This is a genomic window from Burkholderia sp. USMB20, assembly GCF_000949135.2.
In the GTDB taxonomy this organism is placed as follows: domain Bacteria; phylum Pseudomonadota; class Gammaproteobacteria; order Burkholderiales; family Burkholderiaceae; genus Burkholderia.
The window spans coordinates 112,536-132,131 of record NZ_JTAN02000021.1; the positions used below are offsets into that span (position 1 = coordinate 112,536).

The window sequence follows — 19,596 nt, forward strand, 5'->3', positions numbered from 1 at the left end:
CGTGATTCGACAGGAGAGCCCGATGTCAGATACGAGCGCGACGATTCAGGACCGGCCGGCCGACGCAAGACCGCAGGTGGCCCGCGTGATCGCCGACGACGCACAGGCGATCGCGGTTGCGCAGGCACTCGCGCAGCGGCTGGCCGAAGGGGCGGCCGAGCGGGACCGCGAGCGCCGGCTGCCGCGCGACGAGATCGAATGGTTCTCGCAGTCGGGGCTGTGGGCGATCACGGTGCCGAAGGCCTACGGCGGTGCGGGCGTCTCGAACGTGACGCTCACCGAGGTGATCAAGATCGTCGCGGCGGCCGATGCGTCGCTCGGGCAGTTGCCGCAGAACCACTTCGGGCTGGTCGACGTGATCGCGCTGGCCGGCACCGACGCGCAGAAGCGCCACTTCTTCGCGGAGATCCTGAGCGGCAAGCGCTTCGGCAACGGCTTCTCGGAGAAGGGCACGAAGCACGTGCTCGACCTGAAGACACGCGTGCGGCGCGACGGCGACGACTATGTCGTCGACGGCACGAAGTTCTATTCGACCGGCGCACTGTTCGCGCATTACGTGCCGGTGCTCGGCCTCGACGATGCGCAGCAGGCATGGCTCGCCTACATTCCGCAGCCGACGCCGGGGCTGACCGTGATCGACGACTGGTCGGGCTTCGGGCAGCGCACGACCGCGAGCGGCACGGTGGTGCTGGACGGCGTGCGCGTGCCGGCTTCGCATGTGTTGCACGCGCAGCGTGTGTCGGACGAGCCGACGCTCAACGGCCCGCTGTCGCAGATCGTCCAGGCGGCGATCGATGCCGGCATCGCGAAGGCCGCGATCGCCGATACGGAGGCGTTCGTGCGCACGCGCACGCGGCCGTGGGTCGACAGCGGCGTCGAACGGGCGGCCGACGATCCGTTGATCGTCCGCGAGATCGGCCGTCTGCATATCCAGTTGCATGCGGCGGAAGCGCTGCTCGAACGCGCGGCGCGCACGCTCGACGAGATCGGCGCGCGCGGCACGGTGACCGACGACGACGTCGCGCGTGCATCGGTCGCGGTCGGCGAGGCGAAGGTGTTGACGACCGAGATCGCGCTGCTCGCGGGCGAGAAGCTGTTCGAGCTGGCGGGAACGCAGTCGACGCTCGCCGAACACAATCTCGACCGGCACTGGCGCAATGCGCGCACGCACACGCTGCACGATCCGGTGCGGTGGAAGTATCACCTCGTCGGCAACTACTACCTGAACGGCGTGCGGCCGGCGCGTCACGCGTGGAATTGAATCGGGCGCGAGGCAGCGCGACAGCGCGGCGCGCGCCTTGCGCCGGCGACGCCCGCGCAGCGAACGAAGCGGCGTCAGGTGATCGTCGTGCGGTTGCCTGACGCGTCGGCCGGCTCCATTACGTCACGCATTACTTCACGCATTCCAGCGCGTACTTCAACGCCGACCCGAGCACCCCGCGCCACACGTCCCACGTGTGCCCGCCATCGACGATGCGCAGTTCGGCCGGGTTCTGCGCGCGGCGCAGTTGCGTGTACAGCACGCTCGATTCGGCCTGGATCGTCAGGTCGTCGTCGCCGGCCGCGATGAACATCGGCACGCGCCAGTTGCGCGTGAAATAGCCGCGCATCAGGGCCGGGTAGTTCAGCTCGTGCCACACGCGCGGGTCGAACTGCCGGTCGCCGAACACGCCGACATAGCGCGCGGCGGAATTGAGCGGCGGCTCGTTCGCGTAGATCGCGGGGCTCAACAGCATCGCGCCGCAGAACAGGCCCGGTTCGAGCAGCGAGAAACGCAGCGCGCCGAAGCCGCCCATCGACACGCCGCCGATCGCGCGGCCCGCGCGCTGGTTCGACACCGCGAAGTGCGCTTCGACTTCCGGCAGCAGGTCGTTCAGGAACGCGCTCTGCATCTTCTCCTTGCGGTCGACGTACCAGTCGGTGCCGCCTTGCGGCATCACGATCACGACGGGCGGGATCTCGCGGCGTTCGATCAGCGTGTCGGCCGTGGCCTGCAGCCGGCCCTGCGTGATCCAGTCGTTTGCATTGCCGGCATTGCCGTGCAACAGGTACAGCACCGGGTAGCGCGCGCCTTCCGGGTTGTAGCCTGGCGGCAGGTAGACCGTGTACGACCAGTCGCGCTTGAGCGACGCCGACCGGAACGCGCGCAGCACGACGCTGCTGCCCGGATTCACCGGCGGTTCCTGGGCGGCCGGCGCGACCGTTGCGGGCGGGACGATCGCGGGCGCGGACGTCGCCGGCGCAGCCGCGGGCCCGCCCGGCGTGGCGTGGGCGGTGGCGATGGAGCCGGCGATCAGGGCGATGGCGAACGGAAGGGCGAGTCGGCGCATGGCGAAGCGTTTCAGGAGAGGCGCCCGCTATCGTAGCAGCGGCGCGTGACGGCGCGGCACGTCATCGCCGCGTACGGAACGGGAACGACAGCCGCGACACCAGCGGCGCATAGAGCTTCGCGACGAGATACAGCAGGCCCATCGCGACGACGTCGGCAGCCAGGCCGAGCGGCACGTCGAGATAGCCTTCGGTCGCCTGGTAGAGCAGCGAGTCGACCGCGAGCGAGATGCCGGTGCCGGCGACGAAGCACAGCAGCCCCTGGCGGCCGATCGTGCCGATCCACGGCATCGCGTGCGCGACCTTCTTCATCCACCCGAGGTGCACGAGCTTGGCCGCGAGCCACGCGATCGCGAGGAAGTTCGCGAGCCGCAGCGCGCCGAGGTTCTGCTTGATCGACGGATCGGTCGGGAACGGCTCGACGCGCAGCCGGTAGTACGCGCCGGCCGCGACGATCGCGAGCGATACGGCCGTCAGCAGCCAGCCCTGGGGTTTCGGCGCGAGCGTCTGGTAGACGGGCTGGCAGCGCGCGATCACGCCGAGCACGAACAGGAACTGCCACGCGAACGGGTTGAAGTCCCACGGTGCGCCTTCGACGGTCGGCAAGAAGCGCGCGACGTGCGGTGCCGCGTACCAGAGCGAGCCGCTGAACGCGAGCATCAGCCACGGCTGGGTGCGCGCGAGCGGCAGCGCGAGCGGGACGAGCAGCGCGAAGAACGCATACATCGGCAGCACCGACGCGAGATACGGCTGACGGCGGAACAGCAGGATGTCGCGCAGCGCGGCGAGCGGCTTGTGGAGCAGGCCGTCGAGATCGTTGGTCGGCATGTTCGGGCCGTCGATCGAGAACGCGTTCAGCACGGCGGTGATCAGCAGCATCAGGCCGGCCGTCACGAGGAATGCGCGGTAGATCTCGAACGCACGGCGGATGAAACGCTGGCGCGCGGCGGCCTCGTCGTGGCGCTCGGCGAGCGAGTTGTACGCGATGGCGGTCGCGAAACCGCCAAGGAACACGAACACCTCGGCCGCATCGCACAGCGCGTACGCATGCAGCGTCACGCGCGACAGGATGCTGCCGCCGATGTGGTCGACGACGATCACCAGCAGCACGAGGCCGCGGAAGAAATCGAGTTCGGCGTAGCGGCCGGCCCGGGCGGCGGCGGTCATCGGGCCGCCTCCCGGCGCGCGCCGCGTGCGCGGCCGGCACCTGCCGCGCATGAATCGGGGTGAAGCATGAATTCGTGAAGAAATGACGAACGGATGCGCATTGTGCCACCGATGCGGTGCCGTCCGGGTTTACGCGGATAGCGGGCCGGCCGGCCGCTGCCGATAAGCGTGCTCATGGCATCGGAAGAACAGGGCAGTTGGACGAGCGCAACGCTTTGCTGGCCGCGCCCACGCCCCGATGGACGGGCGGTTTGCGACGTGACACCATTTTGTCCTCGCGGCCGCACACCGCGCAGTCCGCCCTGCGGGCCACCTCTATAAAACAGACCAAACAATCGCCGGGCGAATGGCCTGTCCGGCACCCGGCTCCGGAGATCCGTCATGAAGAAGCACGTCATTTTTGCCGCCGCGCTGGCCGCTTTCGCCGCGCCGGCCTTCGCGCAGGACAGCGTGACGCTGTACGGCCTGATCGACGAGGGCTTCAACTACACGAACAACGTGAGCGTGAACGGGGTCGGAAAAACCAATTACCAGCTCGCGAGCGGCTATGCGCAGGGCAGCCGCTGGGGCCTGAAGGGCAGCGAGGATCTGGGTGGCGGGCTGAAGGCGATCTTCACGCTGGAAAACGGCTTCGACGTGAACAACGGCCGGTTCAACCAGGGCGGCCGGATGTTCGGTCGCCAGGCGTTCGTCGGGCTGAGCGCGTCGCGCTTCGGCACGCTGACCTTCGGCCGCCAGTACGATGCGGTCGTCGACTATCTCGCGCCGCTCACCGCGAACGGCAACTGGGGCGGCACGCTGTTCTCGCACCCGTTCGACAACGACAACACGGACAACTCGTTCCGCGTCAACAACACGGTCAAGTACGCGAGCCCCGACTGGAACGGGCTGTCGTTCGGCGGCACCTACAGCTTCAGCAACAGCACGGGCTTCTCGACCAACCGCCAGTACAGCATCGGCGCGCAGTATTCGCTGGCCGGGCTGCAGGTCGCGGCCGCGTATCTGCAGGCGAACAGCCCGGGCGTCGGCAATGCGGGCGCGATCGCGGCCGACGACGCGAACTTCGTCGCCGACCGCCTGCGGATTTTCGGCGGCGGCATCAACTATACGTTCGGTCCGGCGACGGTCGGCTTCGTCTATACGAAGACCGACGTGAAGAACCCGGTGTCGACCGTCTACCTGCCGGCGTCGACGTTCGACGGCCTCGGGCTCACGGCGACCAGGTTCCAGAACTTCGAGATCAACGGCAAGTACCAGCTCACGCCCGATTTCTATCTCGGCGCGCAGTACGTGTATACCGACGGCAAGTTCGACGCCGCGGCCGGCTCGTTCAAGCCGAAATATCACACGGTCGGGCTGATGGCCGACTACAGCCTGTCCAAGCGCACCGACGTCTACCTGCAGGGCGCATGGCAGAAGGTCGCCGGCGACAAGACGGGCACCGCGGCCGACGGCGGCTACGTGGTCGGGACGGACGGTCCGTCGTCGTCGGCGAACCAGTTCGCGGTGCGCGCCGCGATCCGCCACAAGTTCTGATGCGCTTGACCGGCCGGCACCCGGGGTGGGCTGCCCTGGTGCCGGCCGTCGTCATTGCGCCCGATGCGCGTCGTCGAGCGTGTGCGCGAGCCAGTCGACGAAGATCCGCACGCGCGGCGCCAGATGCCGGCCGTTCGGAAACACGACCGACACCGGCAGCGGCGCCGCATGCCATTCGGGCAGCACCTCGACCAGCGAGCCGTCTTCCAGCAGCGGCGCGAGCCCGTCGCGCGGCGCCTGGATCAGCCCGAGGCCCGCGAGGCAGCACGCGAGATACGCGTGCGAGCTGTTCACCGCGACCACGCTGCGCATCTTCACGGTCTGCAGCGCGCCGGAATCCATGTCCGCATATTCCCAGTCCAGCTCGCGGCCCGTGCGGCTCGAGAAATAGCCGACCGCGACATGGTCGGGCAGATCGTCCGGCGAGCGGGGCGTGCCGTATCGCGCAAGATACGCGGGCGACGCGCAGTTGATCTGCGCCATCTCGCCGACGCGCCGCGCGACCAGCGACGTGTCGGACAGCACGCCGACCCGCACCGCGCAGTCGATCCCGTCGGCGACGAGATCGACGAAGCGGTCGGTCGTGCTCAGCACGACGCGCAGGTCGGGATAGCGTGCGTGGAAATCCGGGAGCGCCGGAATCACCTTGTCCAGTGCAAAGCGCTCGGGGAGGTCGACGCGGATCAGGCCGCGCGGCGACGCACCGGCTTCGTCGAACAGCGTCTCGGCGTCGTCCAGGTCGGCCAGCAGTCGCGTGCAACGCTCGTAGTAGGTCGCGCCTTCCGCGGTCAGCGCGACGCGCCGCGTCGTCCGCTGCAACAGGCGCACCTTCAGGTGCTTCTCCAGGTACTGGACGGCATTGCTGACGGTCGGGCGCGGCAATTGCAACTGCTCGGCGGCTTTCGTGAAACTGCCGAGGTGGGCGACGCGCGCAAAGATGCGCATTGCATGCAGATGGTCCATGCGGGCGGAAACGTGACGGATCGGGACAGGCTCCATTGTTAATCAGCGTCGAATGATTTGGTTGGGCGTTTCGTGTTTATCGCGCGCCGCGTTACGCCCAGAATCCGGTTCATTCACTCACCACCGCGAGGAAACGGACATGGACAAGCGTCAACTGGGCCGCACGGGCCCGCAGGTATCGGCGATCGGGCTCGGCTGCATGGGGATGTCGGATCTCTACGGGCCGGCGGATCGCGACGAAAGCATCGCGACGCTGCACGCGGCGCTCGACAACGGGATCACGCTGCTCGATACCGGCGACTTCTACGGGATGGGCGACAACGAGATGCTGATCCGCGACGCGCTGCGCGGCCGCACGCGCGACCAGGTGCTGATCAGCGTGAAGTTCGGCGCGCTGCGCGATCCGGCCGGCGCGTTCGTCGGCTACGACGCGCGGCCGCAGGCGATCCGTAATTTCGTCGCGTATTCGCTGAAGCGGCTCGGCACCGACCACATCGACATCTACCGGCCGGCGCGCGTCGATCCGGCGGTGCCGATCGAAGAGACGGTCGGGGCGATCGCCGATCTCGTGAAGGCCGGCTACGTGCGCCACATCGGCCTGTCGGAGGTCGGTGCCGACACGATCCGCCGCGCGGCGACCGTCGCGCCGATCGCCGACCTGCAGATCGAATACTCGCTGCTGTCGCGCGGGATCGAGACGGACATCCTGCCCGTGTGCCGCGAACTCGGGATCGGCGTGACGGCCTACGGCGTGCTGTCGCGCGGGCTGCTCGGCGGCGGCTGGAGTGCGGCGCGGCAGGGCGAGCGCGATTTCCGCGCGGCCAGCCCGCGGTTCCAGGGCGAGAACCTCGTGCACAACCTCGCGCTGGTCGACGCGCTGCGCGCGATCGCCGACGAGAAGGGCAGCAACCCGGCGCAGATCGCGATCGCGTGGGCGCTGTCGCGCGGCGACGACATCGTGCCGCTGATCGGCGCACGCAAGCGCACGCAACTCCAGGACGCGCTTCAGGCATCTAAATTGCAACTAACGGTCGATGATCTCGCCCGCATCGAAACGGCGGTTCCCGCCGGGGCGGCTGCCGGCGAGCGTTATCCGGCCGCGCAGATGGCGCACCTCGACAGCGAGCAGGGACCGGGGCCGGCGCACGGTGCCTGAACGGCGCGCATGGCGGTGCGACGGGGCAACGGGGCAACGGGGCGATGAGGCGACGAGGCGATGAGGCGATGAGGCGATGAGGCGATGAGGCGATGGGTGGCTGGGTAGCGGGGTGACAGGCCCCGCCGGGCGGGCCCGAGCCAGCCTCAGGCAAAGCCAGATGGCCGACGGCGTGACGGTGGTTCACCATCGGCGCCGTATTCAACCGGACCGAACCCCCGCCATGCAAACGCATACGCTGACAATCATCGTGCTGGTCTTTCTGCTCGCCGGCGCGGTCAAGGGCATGATCGGCCTCGGCCTGCCGACGATCGCGATGGGGCTGCTGACGCTCGCGATGCCGCCGTCGGCCGCCGCGAGCCTGCTGCTCGTGCCGTCGTTCATCGCCAACGTGTGGCAGTTGTGGCTCGGCCCGTCGTTCCGGCCATTGCTGCGGCGTTTGTGGCCGCTGCTCGCCGGGCTGACGCTCGGCACGCTGACGGGCGGGCTGCCCGCGCTCGCGGCCGGCAGCGCATGGACCCGTGCGGCACTCGGCATCGTGCTGGTCGCATACGGCGGCTGGGGGCTCGCCGCCGCGCGGCTGCCCGCGCCGGGCCGTCACGAAAAGTGGCTGTCGGCCGCGGTCGGCTACCTGACGGGCGTCGTGACGGCCGCGACCGGCGTGTTCGTCGTGCCGGCCGTGCCGTACCTGCAGGCGCTGCGCCTGTCGAAGGACGACCTGGTCCAGGCGCTCGGGTTGTCGTTTACCGCGTCGACGATCGCGCTCGGCCTGCAGTTGCGCGTGACGGGCGCGCTGCAGACGGTCGATCTCGGCGTATCGGCGCTGGCACTCGTGCCGGCGCTCGCGGGGATGATCGGCGGGCAGTACGCGCGGCGCGTGATGAGCGAGAAGGCGTTCAAGCGCTGCTTCTTCGTCGGGATGATCGCGCTCGGCGCCTATATGGCGGTTTCGGCGTGGCGGTGAGCGGGCATTGCCGACACGCGCGATGCGCGCCCGGCGTGAATGCCCCGAAGCCGGTTTCGAAAGCCGGCTTCGAGGACGCTCACGGAACGGCGGCCATGCCGCTCAGGCCGGGTCGGCGTATTTCAGCGTCCACCCGAACGTGCGGGTGGCGCCCGCACCGAGCGCGAACGGACTGGTCTTGCACGCGAAGTTCGAATGCAGCTGGCCGATCGGCGTCGTCGACAGCGGGTTCGTTGCGCCGTTGACCGTGTCGAAGGCGGACAGCGCGCAGGTGTCGAACCCGGATGCCGCATAGCCGGTCGCGGCGCTGTTCGCGTACGTCACCGACACGCCGTCGCCGTTGGCCTGCGTCGACGCGAAATCCGCGAACGACGTGAAGTCCGTCTCGACCGCGAGGTTGCCCGTGAGCGTGCCTGAACTCAGCGTATCGCTGCGCGAGACGGTGCCGTGCGCGAACGTCAGCACCGTATGCACCTGCAGGTCGAGATCCGTCGTGTATGCCGCGTTCTTCGATGCGAGACGGAACTTCGTCGTATCGAACGACACGATCACCTGGCCGTTGCTTTGCTGCACGTTCAGGTTCTTGTAGTACGTGACGGGAATGTACGTCTTTGCGTTGTACGTCACCTGCGGCACCAGCAGCGCATAGCCGAGATCGGTCGTGCCGTAGATCAGCTTGTCCGAGAACGGCACCGGGTAGTACGGCGTGTACGAGTTGTAGTCGGGCGCCTGGCTCAGGTTCAGGTTGATCACGCGCCGGCCGTCGCGCACGGTGAGCAGCGCGGCGCTGTACGGATGGGCGGCATCGGTCGGCTGGTTGTACCAGGTCAGCGTGTAGCGCGGCAGCGCGTCGAGCCATGCGCCGTAGTCCGCATCGGCCATCGGCGCCTTCCCGCCGAAGCCGAGCTTGTTCCACCACGCGTTCACGTACAGGTACTGGTGCAGCAGGCTGAAGTTCTCGCCCATCACGCGCGGCTTGCCGCGATACGCGTCGGTGCCGCGACCCTTGACCCACATGTTCACCGACGGCGTCGGCAGCGACGGGTCGTACCAGTACGTGTCGAAACGATGCGCGGCCTGGTAGATGAACGCATACGCGATCTGCTTCTCCTGGTCGGTCAGCACGCCGGCGTTGGCGGCGGCCGTCAGCACTTCCATGAACGCGGAATCGCCGTACGGGCCGATCGAGCGACCGTAGTTGAAGCCCTGGCCGTTGGCGTTCAGCTGCGGCAGGATCAGGTCGACCGACTTGCGCAGATAGCCCTTCAGTTCGGGCGTGAGATTCGCCACGTTGTCCATTTCGAACGTTCGCTCGACCACTTCACCGATCAGCAGCGTGCTGTAGCGGTCGAAGCGCGCCTGGTCGTAGTAGGTCGTGTGCGTGTTCGACGCTTCGTCGGAGAATCCGCCCGACGAATCCTTGCGGATGTGGTTCGTCAGTGTGTACAGCAGCGCATCGCGCGCACCCATCGTCGCGACGGCCGGATCGGTCGCCGACGAGAACGACGGATTGCTCCAGCCGAGTTTCTGCCGCAGGCCGGCGATTCCGTAGGACACCGCATAGTAGTTCTGCGCGGTGTTGAGCGACGCGATGTCGATCGGCGTGCCGGCGGCCGGGCAGGTGCTGGTCTTGCCGCTCGCATCGGGGCCGAACATGTCGCAGAAGGTGAGCCGTTGCTGCAGCGTCGCGAGCATCGCGTCGCTGAAGACTTCGTTGAGCATGCCGTGCGCCTTCAGGTTGTTCAGCGCGACGAGGTAGTAGTACTCGCCCCATGACGTGTTCGCATACGTGTAGTTGCTGCCCGACTGCGCCATCATCGCGGTCGTGATCGTCTGGTACGTCGCGAGGTAGCTCGCGTATTGCGGATCGCCCTTCGACTTCATGTCGATCAGGATGTACGACAGGCCGAGCGCGAGCTTGCCGGGCAGGAATTTGTCGCCGGTGTTCGTGTCGAGCACGTGAACCGGCGAACCGTCGCCGAGATCCATGACGACCTGCGTGAAGTCGGGCGACTTTCGGATCAGGTCGAACAGCGCGCGCATCTGGCCCATCATCGTGACCGGAATGGTCGTGCCGGCCGGCACGCTGGTGTCGGGTGCGCCGTAGACGAGCGCCTGCAGCGAGTTCGGTGCGAGCGCGGGTGTCGACGGCGGGGGCGACGAGGGCGGCGGGGCGGTCACGTCGTTGCCGCCGCATGCGCTGACGAACAGGACGGAAAAGGCGCTGAGCGCGGCGCCGAGCGCGAATCTGCTGCGCGTATGCATTGTGTCTCCAGGTTCGAATGGTAATGAAGGGCGGGCGGGTTCAACCGTTGCCGCGCTCGACGCCCGACCCGGCCTCCGTCTCGCAACCCTGATCCCTGTGGACGGACGGCTTGAATCACTACTCGAGCAGGCAAGCGTTCTCCCTGCGCGAGCCGTGGCCGCCGTCGCGCCGACATGGAAGGAAAACGTTTTCCAAATTTAGGCTTCGATTGATTCGATGTCAACGCGCTTTCGCGCCGGATGCGCCGGTGAAAACCCGAATGGCCAAAGCACGAGGTGCATGAAGAGGGGCATATTCACGTAGAAATTTCCGCGATTTCTGTTTTTTTTGCTGCGGCGCGGCGTGAATATCTCGGCGGTGACAGCGGTGGCGGAAAGGTACCCCGGCAGTGCGTTTTTCGGTGAGATTTGGTGGAAAACGTTACCCTTAAGAGTCAAATCGGATCAGGCCGGGTATCGGCTCGTCGATCCCGTCCGGCGGCCGTCCCGCGCCGTGCTAAAGCTGCGCTTCGATCGCGGCCTTGTCGATCACCGACCAGACCTGCCGGATCCTTCCGTCGTGAAATTCGTAGAACACGTTTTCGGCGAACGTGACGCGCGTGCCGTCGACGGCGAGCCCCATGAAGGTCCCTTTCGGCGCACAGGCGAAGCGCAGCCGGCATGCGATGCGCGGCGGTTCGCACACGAGCAGCCGGACCTCGAAATGGAGATCCGGAATGTCGCGGAAATCCTGCTCCAGCATCGCGCGATAGCCGGCCAGGCCGAGCGGCCGGTCGTTGTGGATCACGTTGTCGGCGACGTACCGGCCGAGCGCCGGCCAGTCCTGCCGGTTCAGGCAGTCGATGTAGGCGCGATAGTGCATCGCGAGTTCGGGTCCGGTCATGGCTGCGATGTCTCCTCGGGTATCGCCACGCTGCTGCGGCGCGCGCGACGTTCAGCGTGGCGGCATGTCGCCCGACAGATACGACACGAACGCCTGCGTGTATTTCGGCAGCGCATCGAACGAGCGCGCGCAGAGCGTCAGCTTGCGGTGGCTCCACGCATCGGACAGCTCGACGAGCCGCACGTCCATCGTCTGCATCGCGCGTTCGGCCGCATGGCGCGACACGATGCCGATCCCCACGCCGCTTGCGATCACGCGGCAGATCGCATCGAAACTCTTCAGCTGCACACGGTAGCGGATCCGCTTGCCGAGCGCACGCGCCTGGTCCGCCAGATGGACCTGCAGCGCGCTGCCGTCGGTCAACCCGATGAAGTCCGCGTCGGCGATCTCGTCGAACGCGACCTTGTCGCGCGCGGCGAGCGGATGACCGGCCGGCACGACCGCGATCAGCCAGTCCTCTCTGAACGGCTTCTGTTCGAGCCCGCCGAGCCCGACCGAATCGGCGACGATGCCGACCTCGGCCGTCCTGTTGCGGATCGCATGCACGATTTCCTGGCTCGAGCGCTCCTCGACGCTGATCGACAGTTTCGGGTGAAGCGGCAGATACGCGGCGAGCGCGTCGGGCAGGTATTCGCTCAGCGACGCCGTGTTGCACAGCAGCCGGATATGCCCGCGCAGCCCCTGGCCGTATTGCTGCAGCTCGCCGCGCATGTGGTCGATCTGCTGCAGCACCGTGCGCGCGTGGTGCTCGAGCGCGCGGCCGGCGTCGGTTACCTGCGCGCCCGACTTGGTCCGGTGCAGCAGCGGCACGCCGAGCTCGTCCTCCATCCCGCGGATCCGCTCGCTGGCGGCCTGCAGCGTGATGTAGGTGCGCTCCGCGCCGCCCGTGATCGTGCCGGCCTCGCAGATGTTCAGGAAGAGCCGCAGGTCGGTCAGGTCGAAGCGCATGATCGTTGGGGGCGCGTAAGGATGGGTATGGCCGATAAGTTAGCAGGAACCGCCGCACCGGTCTCAGGCTGGGCCTGAGGCCCGGTTCGCCGGTTCCGCATTTTCGGGGCGGGATCGATGCCGGATCATGGCCGCATATCAACCGTGGGAGACTGTCATGCGGGTCGATTCGTCGTGGGGCGTGTCGTTCAAGATCGCGCTGCACGTGCTGTTCCTGTGCATCGGCATCGCGTGGGCCTGCGCGGAGCTGGTCGACTGGCTGCGTTGAGCGGTCGGGCGGTGCGGGCCGCATTGGCTCGCCGGCGCGCTCACGCGCGCAATGAAAGCTTTTCGAAATCATCGGTGCATCGCGAAATTTCTTCCGAATCGCCCGTCCAATACCGTCAAGTTTTTCCGAATCCGACCGTATTCCCGGTAACAAGTGTTTGCCGGCACCCGGTTCGTGATCGTTTGTCATCATTGTTTGCATCCGGTTACACGTCGGCCGTTCCGTTTTTGAGATGCTTGAAAGATTGTCAAACCGGAGTCGATCGTCCATGAAACAGCGCGAGATTTGCCGCAAGTCGGCGTGGCTGTCCGGCCTGGCCGCGGTGCTCGTCATGGCCGGTTGCGCCAGTACGCCGCCCGTCCCGCCGAGCGATACGCTGGCGGGCTCGACGTCGGGCCAGCCCGCCGCCGCGCCGGCGGCGCCGCCGGCGCCCATTCTCGTCGCGCAGAAGTACGTGGTGAAACGCGGCGACACGCTGTCGGGCATCGCGTCCGCCAACGACTGCAGCGTCGCCGACCTGCGGACCTGGAACAAGCTCGACGGGCGCGGCGCGCTGCGCATGGGGCAGGTGCTGCGCATCGTCCGGCAGCAGTCGCTGCAGGCGCCGGCCAGCGCGCAAGCGGCCGCACCGGCCGCCGCGAGCAATGCGGCGGGCGCCGCGCAGGCGAGCGCATCGACGGCGAGCGACCGGCAGGTCGTGAAGGAGACCCGGCGCCATGCGGGCGCGGTGGCGCTCAGATGGCCCGCGCAGGGCAAGATCGTCGATGCGTTCAAGCCGGGGCAGAACCGCGGCATCCAGATCGCCGGCCGGCCGGGCGATCCGGTTCGCGCGGCCGCCGACGGCCGCGTGATGTACGCGGGCACCGGCCTGAACGATTACGGCACCTTGATCATCGTCCAGCACAACGCCGATTTCCTCACGGCCTATGCGCACAACCGCAAGCTGCTCGTGAAGACCGGCGACATCGTGCGCCAGGGCGACGAGATCGCCGAAATGGGCGACCTCGACAACGCGCGTGTCGCGCTGCTGTTCGAAGTGCGACGTGACGGCAAGCCCGTCAATCCGATGCCGTACCTGCCTTCGTCGCAAGGCTGACGCGAGCGGCGCGCGCTGCTACGCTAGGGTCTGTTCATGTGAGTCCCGCCGCATGCGGGGCCGACGGACGTCTTCGGGGATGCGCGGCGAATGCCGTCGCGAGCCGGCCGTCGGCGTGAACACGCGCGCATCGCCGATGCGCGCGTGCGTTGCTCCGTGCCACCGTTTCCGACCGAACAGCCTTCATCCATGGAACACTCTCCGACACGCCGCTCGCTGTTGCTCGCCGCCGTCGCCGCTCCGTTCGTCGCCGCCTGCTCGTCGGCACCCGTCGCCGACCAGGGGCGCGCCCACGTCGCCCAGGCCGAACTCGCCGCGCTCGAAAAAGCGTCGAACGGCCGGCTCGGCGTTGCCGCACTCGATACGTCGAACGGCACGCGCATCGCGCATCACGCGCGCGAGCGCTTCCCGCTGTGCGGCACCTATGCGGTCGTCGCCGCCGCCGCGATACTGGCGCGCGGTTCGCTCGACGCATCGCTGCTGCCGCGCCGCATCCTGTACCGCCGCTACGAGGTCGTGGCCGGGTCGCCGGTGACGGAAAGCCATGTGGATACGGGGATGACGATCGCGCAGCTCTGCACCGCGCTGCTGCAGGCGGGCGACAAGGGCGCGGGGAACCTGTTGATGGGCGTGCTCGGCGGCCCGCAGGCCGTCACGTCGTTCGCGCATGAAAGCGGCGACACCGCGTTCCGGCTCGACCGCTGGGAACCCGAACTGAACCAGGCCGCGCCCGGCGACGAGCGCGATACGTCGACGCCGGTCGCGATGGTCGACATGCTGCAGCGGCTGCTGCTCGGCGACACGCTGCGCGAGCCGCAGCGTGCGCAGCTCACCGAATGGATGACCGGCGGCGCGACCGGAATCGCGGCCGGCGTGCCGCCCGGCTGGCGCAGTGCCGGCAAAACCGGCACCGGCGGCTACGGCACGACGACCGACGTCGCGGTGCTGTGGCCGCCGTCGCGCGCGCCGATCGCGCTGGCCGTGTCGTTCACGCAGCCGCGTGCCGACGCGGCGGCACGCGCGGACGTTGTCGCGTCGGCGGCGCGTATTGCGGCGGGTGCGCTCGTTCCCACCGCCTGAGCGCGGCGGCACGCGCGGACGTCGTCGCGTCGGCGGCGCGCATCGCAGCGGGTGCGCTCGTTCCCACCGTCTGAGCGCGGCGGCACGAGCGGACGTCGTCGCGTCGGCGTCACGCATCGCGGCGGGCGCGCTAGTTCCTACGACCTGAGCGCCCGGCGCACCTCGCGTAAAGCCCGCGTTTGGCTTATCGTGTCGATCAGCGCGCGCCGATGTCGACGCGCGGTCCTGCCGCGCCGTCGTTCGGCGCGGTCGATCCGCGATCCGCGGTCCGTTTACCCGCCTTACCCGCTTCGTCATGCGCCGACTTCCGCCCCTGCACGCGCTGCAGATCTTCTCGACCGTGGCTCGCCACCGCAGCTTCACGCGCGCGGCCGAGCAGCTGTGCCTCACGCAGGGCGCGGTGAGCCGGCAGATCCTGACACTCGAGGCGCACTACGGCTTTCCGTTGTTCAAGCGGCACGCGAAGGGCCTCACGCTGACGGCGGAGGGCGAGCAATTGCTGCCGGTCGTCAACGAGAGCTTCGCGCGGATCGAGGACATCTCGATGAAGCTCACGCGGCAGCGCACCGATCTCGCGCTGAAGGTGCCGACCTGCGTGATGCGCTGGATGCTGCCGCGCATCATGCGCTTCCAGGGCGAGCATCCCGATCTCCACGTGCAGATCACGACCGCGTGGCAGCACGTCGTCGATTTCTCGGCCGAGCCGTTCGATGCGGCGGTCGTCTACGGCACGTCGCCGGGCGCGGGCGTGTTCGCGCTGCCGCTGTTCGACGAGCGGCTGACGCCGGTGTGCGCACCCGAGCTGCGGCACGCGACGCCGCTCGATGCGGTCGGCGATCTCGCGCGCCATACGCTGCTGCATCCGACGCGCGACCATCGCGACTGGCGCGCGTGGCTCGATTACGCGGGCGAGCGTGCCGTCGACGCGGAGCGCGGGCCGACCTTCGACACGCTCGATCTCGCCACGAACGCGGCGATGCAGGGCTTCGGCGTCGCGATCGGCGACGTGACGCTCGTCGACGACGACGTCAGCGCGCGCCGGCTCGAACGGCCGTTCGACATCGTGCTCGAGACCGGCGCCCGCTATTTCTTCGTCTATCCCGAGAGCATCGGCAGCCAGCAGAAGATTCGCGCGTTCAGCGACTGGATCGCCAGCCATCGCGACTGACGCGCGACGCGACGCCGGCGGCGCGTGTTGCTTACTGATAGGTGACGACGGCGATCATCGGCGCATGCGCGTTGCCCGGACGGTCCGGTAAAACGATTGCGCGCGTCGCCTGCGTAAAGGTCGTGGTCTTGATCGTGCGCAGGCTGGCCGCGTCGACGAACGCGACCTGTCCGGTCGCCGGACGCGGGCAGTCGGCGCGCACGTGCGCATGCGCGGTGTCGGCGGTGTCGAGCGCGAACGAGCACGGCGGCTCGACGATCATACCGGTGAAGTGGATGATGCCGGACGTGCCGGCGGCAAATGACGAGGACGAGGCCAGAAGCGCGGCAGCCAGGGCAAACGAGGCGGCAAACAGGCGATGCTTCATGACAGGCTCCAGAGAGGAAGCGCGTCGCAGCGGGGCCGCTCGAATGGCAGTCCGTCAACGCCGCGGTGCTGTATGCGTAAACGGCAAATCCATCGGACCTCTTGAATGAAAAGACGGAAATAACGGCAATAAGCAAATGACGCCGTATTCCTTCAATCAATTTATCTCAAATTTGTGCGGCCGCAAGTCAGGGTATTGCCGGTGGCGTACGCTTGCGGAAGGGGCGTCAATGGATGCGGCGCTTGCCGGTAAATCGTTGAGGATTCAACGATTCACGGGTGGCGCGAATTGAGGTATGCAAAAAGAAAACGGCCGCTCGTGCGAACGAGCGGCCGTTGTGCATCGATGCGGCGGTCAGCCCGCGCGCTTGCGCACCGCGCCGACGATCACGAGCAGCACGATCGCGCCGATGATCGACGCGATCCAGCCGGCGCCCTGGCCCGGCGCATACCAGCCGGCAGCGCGGCCGACGTAGCCCGCGACGAGCGAGCCGACGATGCCGAGCACGATGGTCATCAGGATACCCATCTTGTCGTCGCCGGGCTTGAGCGCACGGGCGAGGAGGCCGACGATGAGCCCGACCACCAGGGTTTCGATGAATTGCAGCATGAACGCCTCCCTATAGCTGTTGAGCTGTTGACGAAAGGACATGGACCCGCGCGGCGCGCGAGGGTTCCATTCGGCGGCGCGTCGGCGCACTAGCGCACCGACGCACGGGGTGCCGAGTATCGCACGCCCGCGCGTCGCGCACATGTCAGGCGACCGGATCGAGCCGGCGGTACCCTTCGGTCGCGCGCAGCAGCGTGCGCGTGTAGTCGCGTGCGACCTGCCCGGCGCGCACGTCCTCGATCCGCAGCTGTTCGACGATCTCGCCATGCTGCATCACCGCGACGCGCTGGCACAGGAAGCCGATCACCGCGAGGTTGTGGCTGACGAGGATCATCGTCAGGTTGCGTTCGCGATGCAGGCGGCGCAGCAGGTTCAGGATCTCCGCCTGCACCGACACGTCGAGCGCGGAGGTCGGCTCGTCGAGCAGCAGCACGCGCGGCTCGACGATCAGCGCACGCGCGATCGCGACACGCTGGCGCTGGCCGCCCGACAGCTGGTGCGGATAGCGGAAGCGGAACGCCGGGCCGAGCCCGACTTCGGACAGCGCGCGGGCGATGCGCGCGTCGGCGTCGTCGATCCTGTGGATCGACAGCGGCTCGCGCAGCGTCTGGTCGACCGTGAAGCGCGGATGCAGCGACGCGTACGGATCCTGGAACACCATCTGCACGTGGCGGCGGAATGCGCGGTCGGGCGTGCCGCCGACGGGCCGGCCGTCGATCGACAGGCTGCCGCCCGCGAGCGGCACGAGGCCGGTCAGCGCACGCAGCAGCGTCGACTTGCCGGAGCCCGATTCGCCGACGAGGCCGAACACTTCGCCGTCGCGCACCGCGAAGCTCGCATCGCGCACGGCGTCGACATGGCCCGTGCGGGTCGGAAAACGGATCGAGGCGTGATCGACGTCGATCATCGGGCGGACTCCTGTTGTGCCGTCGCGGCGCCGGCAGGCGAAACGGTATCGAGCCACGCCGGATCGCGCCGCAGCACCGGCAGTTCGTCGGGCGGGTTCGCGAGCGGCGGGTTCGCCGCGAGCAGCCCGCGTGTGTAGGGATGCGTGGCGTTGCGCAGGTCGCGCGCGGCGCAGGTTTCGACGACGCGGCCCGCATACATCACCGCGACGCGATCGCAGAACGACATCACGAGCGGCAGATCGTGGCTGATGAACATCAGCCCCGTGCCGTGCCGCGCGATCATCGCGTCGAGCACCGCGAGCACCTGCATCGATACCGCGACGTCGAGCGCGGAGGTCGGTTCGTCGGCGATCAACAGACGCGGGCCGGTCGACACCATCATCGCGATCATCACGCGCTGGCCCATGCCGCCCGACAGCTCGTGCGGATACGCATCGGCGACGCGCGCCGGATCGCGGATCTGCACGGCCGCGAGCGCATCGACGATCCGTTCGCGCAGCGCGCGGCCGCGCAGCCCCGGCTCATGCAGCCGGAATGCTTCGCCCATCTGCTTCGCGACGGTCATCACCGGGTTCAGCGAATACTTCGGATCCTGCAGGATCATCCCCATCTGGCTGCCGCACAGGCGCCGGCGTTCGCTCGCCGACATCGCGAGCAGATCGTGGCCCGCGAAGCGCATCGTGCGGGCCGACCAGCGCGCGGCTTCGGGCAGCAGGCCGAGCAGCGCGCGGCCCGTCAGCGATTTGCCGGAGCCCGATTCGCCGACGATGCCGAGCCGTTCGCCGGGCGCGAGCGTCAGCGACAGGTCGCGCACCGCGTCGGACACGACGCCGTCGTGTCCGCGAAACCCGATCTTCAGGCCGTCGATCTCGCAGAGCGGCGCGGCGGCGTTGGCGGAATTCAGTGACATGTCACGCTCCATGACGCGGATCGAAGACGTCGCGCAGCCCGTCGCCGAGCAGGTTGAACGCGAGGCTGACGAGCAGGATCGCCGCGCCGGGCAGCGTCGCGACCCACCACGCGTCGAGCAGCACGTTGCGGCCGGACGCGACCATGAAGCCCCATTCGGGGCTCGGCGGCTGCGCGCCGAGGCCGAGGAAGCCGAGGCCGGCGACGGTCAGGATGATGCCGGCCATGTCGAGCGTCGCTCGCACGATCACCGACGACATGCACAGCGGCACGATGTAGCGCAGCAGGATCCGCGGGCCCGATGCGCCTTGCAGGCGCGCCGCATGGATGTAGTCGGCCTGCGCGATGCGGATCGTCTCCGCGCGCGCGAGCCGCGCATAGGCGGGCCACGCGGTGATCGAGATCGCGACGACCGCGTTGATCACGCCGGGCCCGAGCGCGGCCGCGAACGCGAGCGCGAGCACGATCTTCGGGAACGCGAGCGCGATGTCGGTGATGCGCATCAGCACGCTGTCGACGAAACCGCCGCAATAGCCGGCCGTCGTGCCGATCGCGAGGCCGATCGGCACGACGATCACGACCACGAGCAGCGCGATGCCGAGCGTGAGGCGCGAGCCGTCGATCAGCCGCGAGAGGATGTCGCGGCCGAGCTGGTCGGTGCCGAGCCAGTGCGACGGCGAGCCGGGCGGCAGCAGGCGGTCGGGCAGCACCTGGCGCAGCGGATCGTGCGGCATGATCAGCGGGCCGACGATCGCGACGACGATCAGCGCGACCAGGATCGCGAGCCCGAACAGGTTGAGCGGATTGGCGGCGAAGCGGCACCAGCGGCGATACGCAAGGCCGAACGCGGCCTGCGCGCGCGACGCGGGCGCATCGGAAAGCAGCCACGCGCGCAGCGTGAGACGCTCGGCATTCATGATCGGGACACCTTCGGCATGGACGGGAAAGGAAGCAGCGTGAAAGCAGTCATGTCGCGGCAGC

General features: G+C 68.2%; 18 protein-coding genes. 7 read left to right on the forward strand and 11 right to left on the reverse strand.

Translation table 11 applies throughout. The annotated features are described in order from the left end of the window. Positions 1 to 22: 22 nt before the first annotated feature. A complete protein-coding gene (locus PL79_RS30855; RefSeq protein ID WP_044843228.1) occupies positions 23 to 1,261 on the forward strand; it encodes an SfnB family sulfur acquisition oxidoreductase in 1,239 nt (412 codons plus the stop codon). A gap of 130 nt (positions 1,262 to 1,391) precedes the next feature. Here the strand turns inward: PL79_RS30855 and PL79_RS30860 are convergent, their stop codons facing one another. Both PL79_RS30860 and PL79_RS30865 read right to left on the reverse strand, forming a co-directional pair. Beyond that, positions 1,392 to 2,330, reverse strand: coding sequence for an alpha/beta hydrolase (locus PL79_RS30860; RefSeq protein ID WP_044843229.1), 939 nt, complete (start codon positions 2,328 to 2,330; stop codon positions 1,392 to 1,394). A 61-nt stretch (positions 2,331 to 2,391) separates the two neighbouring features. Further along, a complete protein-coding gene (locus PL79_RS30865) occupies positions 2,392 to 3,495 on the reverse strand; it encodes an OpgC domain-containing protein (RefSeq protein ID WP_044843341.1) in 1,104 nt (367 codons plus the stop codon). Between the two features lie 381 nt (positions 3,496 to 3,876). Between PL79_RS30865 and PL79_RS30875 the strand changes: the two genes are divergently transcribed. Beyond that, a complete protein-coding gene (locus PL79_RS30875; protein ID WP_044843230.1) occupies positions 3,877 to 5,031 on the forward strand; it encodes a porin in 1,155 nt (384 codons plus the stop codon). Between the two features lie 51 nt (positions 5,032 to 5,082). On the opposite strand, the gene PL79_RS30880 is transcribed toward PL79_RS30875, so the two are convergent. Then, positions 5,083 to 5,994 carry a LysR family transcriptional regulator gene (locus tag PL79_RS30880; RefSeq protein ID WP_044843231.1) on the reverse strand — a complete coding sequence of 304 codons (912 nt, stop codon included), beginning with the start codon at positions 5,992 to 5,994 and terminating at the stop codon, positions 5,083 to 5,085. A gap of 139 nt (positions 5,995 to 6,133) precedes the next feature. Here PL79_RS30880 and PL79_RS30885 point away from each other — a divergent pair, with 139 nt between their 5' ends. After that, positions 6,134 to 7,150, forward strand: coding sequence for an aldo/keto reductase (locus PL79_RS30885; protein WP_044843232.1), 1,017 nt, complete (start codon positions 6,134 to 6,136; stop codon positions 7,148 to 7,150). A 223-nt stretch (positions 7,151 to 7,373) separates the two neighbouring features. Beyond that, on the forward strand, positions 7,374 to 8,114 hold the full coding sequence (locus PL79_RS30890; RefSeq protein ID WP_044843233.1) for a sulfite exporter TauE/SafE family protein: 741 nt from the start codon (positions 7,374 to 7,376) through the stop codon (positions 8,112 to 8,114). A 102-nt stretch (positions 8,115 to 8,216) separates the two neighbouring features. On the opposite strand, the gene PL79_RS30895 is transcribed toward PL79_RS30890, so the two are convergent. From PL79_RS30895 to PL79_RS30905, 3 genes are all read right to left on the reverse strand, one after another. Next, positions 8,217 to 10,379: a hypothetical protein gene (locus tag PL79_RS30895; protein ID WP_044843234.1), complete on the reverse strand. Its 2,163-nt coding sequence runs from the start codon at positions 10,377 to 10,379 to the stop codon at positions 8,217 to 8,219. 496 nt (positions 10,380 to 10,875) lie between these two features. After that, the gene (locus PL79_RS30900) at positions 10,876 to 11,262 is read right to left on the reverse strand and encodes an ester cyclase (RefSeq protein ID WP_044843235.1); all 387 of its coding nucleotides are present in this window, start codon (positions 11,260 to 11,262) and stop codon (positions 10,876 to 10,878) included. Between the two features lie 51 nt (positions 11,263 to 11,313). After that, positions 11,314 to 12,210, reverse strand: coding sequence for a LysR family transcriptional regulator (locus PL79_RS30905; protein WP_044843236.1), 897 nt, complete (start codon positions 12,208 to 12,210; stop codon positions 11,314 to 11,316). 536 nt (positions 12,211 to 12,746) lie between these two features. On the opposite strand from PL79_RS30905, the gene PL79_RS30910 reads away from it, so the two are divergent. The 3 genes from PL79_RS30910 (at position 12,747) to PL79_RS30920 (ending at position 15,822) form a co-directional block, all read left to right on the forward strand. Continuing rightward, on the forward strand, positions 12,747 to 13,574 hold the full coding sequence (locus tag PL79_RS30910; protein ID WP_044843237.1) for a peptidoglycan DD-metalloendopeptidase family protein: 828 nt from the start codon (positions 12,747 to 12,749) through the stop codon (positions 13,572 to 13,574). Between the two features lie 189 nt (positions 13,575 to 13,763). Next, entirely contained in the window at positions 13,764 to 14,654 is an 891-nt protein-coding gene (gene bla, locus PL79_RS30915) for a class A beta-lactamase (protein ID WP_044843238.1), read from the forward strand. Positions 14,655 to 14,949: 295 nt separating this feature from the next. After that, complete coding sequence (locus tag PL79_RS30920; protein WP_044843239.1) at positions 14,950 to 15,822, forward strand: LysR substrate-binding domain-containing protein; 873 nt, start codon at positions 14,950 to 14,952, stop codon at positions 15,820 to 15,822. 31 nt (positions 15,823 to 15,853) lie between these two features. Here the strand turns inward: PL79_RS30920 and PL79_RS30925 are convergent, their stop codons facing one another. The 5 genes from PL79_RS30925 to nikC all read right to left on the reverse strand — a co-directional run bounded on the left by PL79_RS30925 (position 15,854) and on the right by nikC (position 19,532). Continuing rightward, positions 15,854 to 16,189, reverse strand: a complete 336-nt coding sequence (locus PL79_RS30925) for a hypothetical protein (RefSeq protein ID WP_044843240.1) — start codon at positions 16,187 to 16,189, stop codon at positions 15,854 to 15,856. Positions 16,190 to 16,543: 354 nt separating this feature from the next. After that, entirely contained in the window at positions 16,544 to 16,798 is a 255-nt protein-coding gene (locus PL79_RS30930; protein WP_044843241.1) for a GlsB/YeaQ/YmgE family stress response membrane protein, read from the reverse strand. Positions 16,799 to 16,943: 145 nt separating this feature from the next. Beyond that, entirely contained in the window at positions 16,944 to 17,705 is a 762-nt protein-coding gene (locus PL79_RS30935; RefSeq protein ID WP_044843242.1) for an ABC transporter ATP-binding protein, read from the reverse strand. Then, positions 17,702 to 18,616 carry an ABC transporter ATP-binding protein gene (locus PL79_RS30940; RefSeq protein WP_044843243.1) on the reverse strand — a complete coding sequence of 305 codons (915 nt, stop codon included), beginning with the start codon at positions 18,614 to 18,616 and terminating at the stop codon, positions 17,702 to 17,704. The genes PL79_RS30935 and PL79_RS30940 overlap by 4 nt, the downstream gene beginning before the upstream one ends. A 1-nt stretch (position 18,617) precedes the next feature. Continuing rightward, positions 18,618 to 19,532 carry a nickel transporter permease gene (gene nikC / locus PL79_RS30945; protein ID WP_044843244.1) on the reverse strand — a complete coding sequence of 305 codons (915 nt, stop codon included), beginning with the start codon at positions 19,530 to 19,532 and terminating at the stop codon, positions 18,618 to 18,620. Between the last annotated feature and the right edge of the window lie 64 nt (positions 19,533 to 19,596).

What these genes read in the sequence shown, in the direction of transcription:
- PL79_RS30880 (WP_044843231.1), bottom strand. Translation starts at nt 5,994, where the DNA reads ATGGACCATCTGCATGCAATGCGCATCTTTGCGCGCGTCGCCCACCTC.
- nikC (WP_044843244.1), bottom strand. Translation starts at nt 19,532, where the DNA reads ATGAATGCCGAGCGTCTCACGCTGCGCGCGTGGCTGCTTTCCGATGCG.
- PL79_RS30890 (WP_044843233.1), top strand. Translation starts at nt 7,374, where the DNA reads ATGCAAACGCATACGCTGACAATCATCGTGCTGGTCTTTCTGCTCGCC.
- PL79_RS30935 (WP_044843242.1), bottom strand. Translation starts at nt 17,705, where the DNA reads ATGATCGACGTCGATCACGCCTCGATCCGTTTTCCGACCCGCACGGGC.
- PL79_RS30910 (WP_044843237.1), top strand. Translation starts at nt 12,747, where the DNA reads ATGAAACAGCGCGAGATTTGCCGCAAGTCGGCGTGGCTGTCCGGCCTG.
- PL79_RS30925 (WP_044843240.1), bottom strand. Translation starts at nt 16,189, where the DNA reads ATGAAGCATCGCCTGTTTGCCGCCTCGTTTGCCCTGGCTGCCGCGCTT.
- PL79_RS30875 (WP_044843230.1), top strand. Translation starts at nt 3,877, where the DNA reads ATGAAGAAGCACGTCATTTTTGCCGCCGCGCTGGCCGCTTTCGCCGCG.
- bla (WP_044843238.1), top strand. Translation starts at nt 13,764, where the DNA reads ATGGAACACTCTCCGACACGCCGCTCGCTGTTGCTCGCCGCCGTCGCC.
- PL79_RS30865 (WP_044843341.1), bottom strand. Translation starts at nt 3,495, where the DNA reads ATGACCGCCGCCGCCCGGGCCGGCCGCTACGCCGAACTCGATTTCTTC.
- PL79_RS30860 (WP_044843229.1), bottom strand. Translation starts at nt 2,330, where the DNA reads ATGCGCCGACTCGCCCTTCCGTTCGCCATCGCCCTGATCGCCGGCTCC.
- PL79_RS30940 (WP_044843243.1), bottom strand. Translation starts at nt 18,616, where the DNA reads ATGTCACTGAATTCCGCCAACGCCGCCGCGCCGCTCTGCGAGATCGAC.
- PL79_RS30895 (WP_044843234.1), bottom strand. Translation starts at nt 10,379, where the DNA reads ATGCATACGCGCAGCAGATTCGCGCTCGGCGCCGCGCTCAGCGCCTTT.
- PL79_RS30900 (WP_044843235.1), bottom strand. Translation starts at nt 11,262, where the DNA reads ATGACCGGACCCGAACTCGCGATGCACTATCGCGCCTACATCGACTGC.
- PL79_RS30885 (WP_044843232.1), top strand. Translation starts at nt 6,134, where the DNA reads ATGGACAAGCGTCAACTGGGCCGCACGGGCCCGCAGGTATCGGCGATC.
- PL79_RS30905 (WP_044843236.1), bottom strand. Translation starts at nt 12,210, where the DNA reads ATGCGCTTCGACCTGACCGACCTGCGGCTCTTCCTGAACATCTGCGAG.
- PL79_RS30855 (WP_044843228.1), top strand. Translation starts at nt 23, where the DNA reads ATGTCAGATACGAGCGCGACGATTCAGGACCGGCCGGCCGACGCAAGA.
- PL79_RS30930 (WP_044843241.1), bottom strand. Translation starts at nt 16,798, where the DNA reads ATGCTGCAATTCATCGAAACCCTGGTGGTCGGGCTCATCGTCGGCCTC.
- PL79_RS30920 (WP_044843239.1), top strand. Translation starts at nt 14,950, where the DNA reads ATGCGCCGACTTCCGCCCCTGCACGCGCTGCAGATCTTCTCGACCGTG.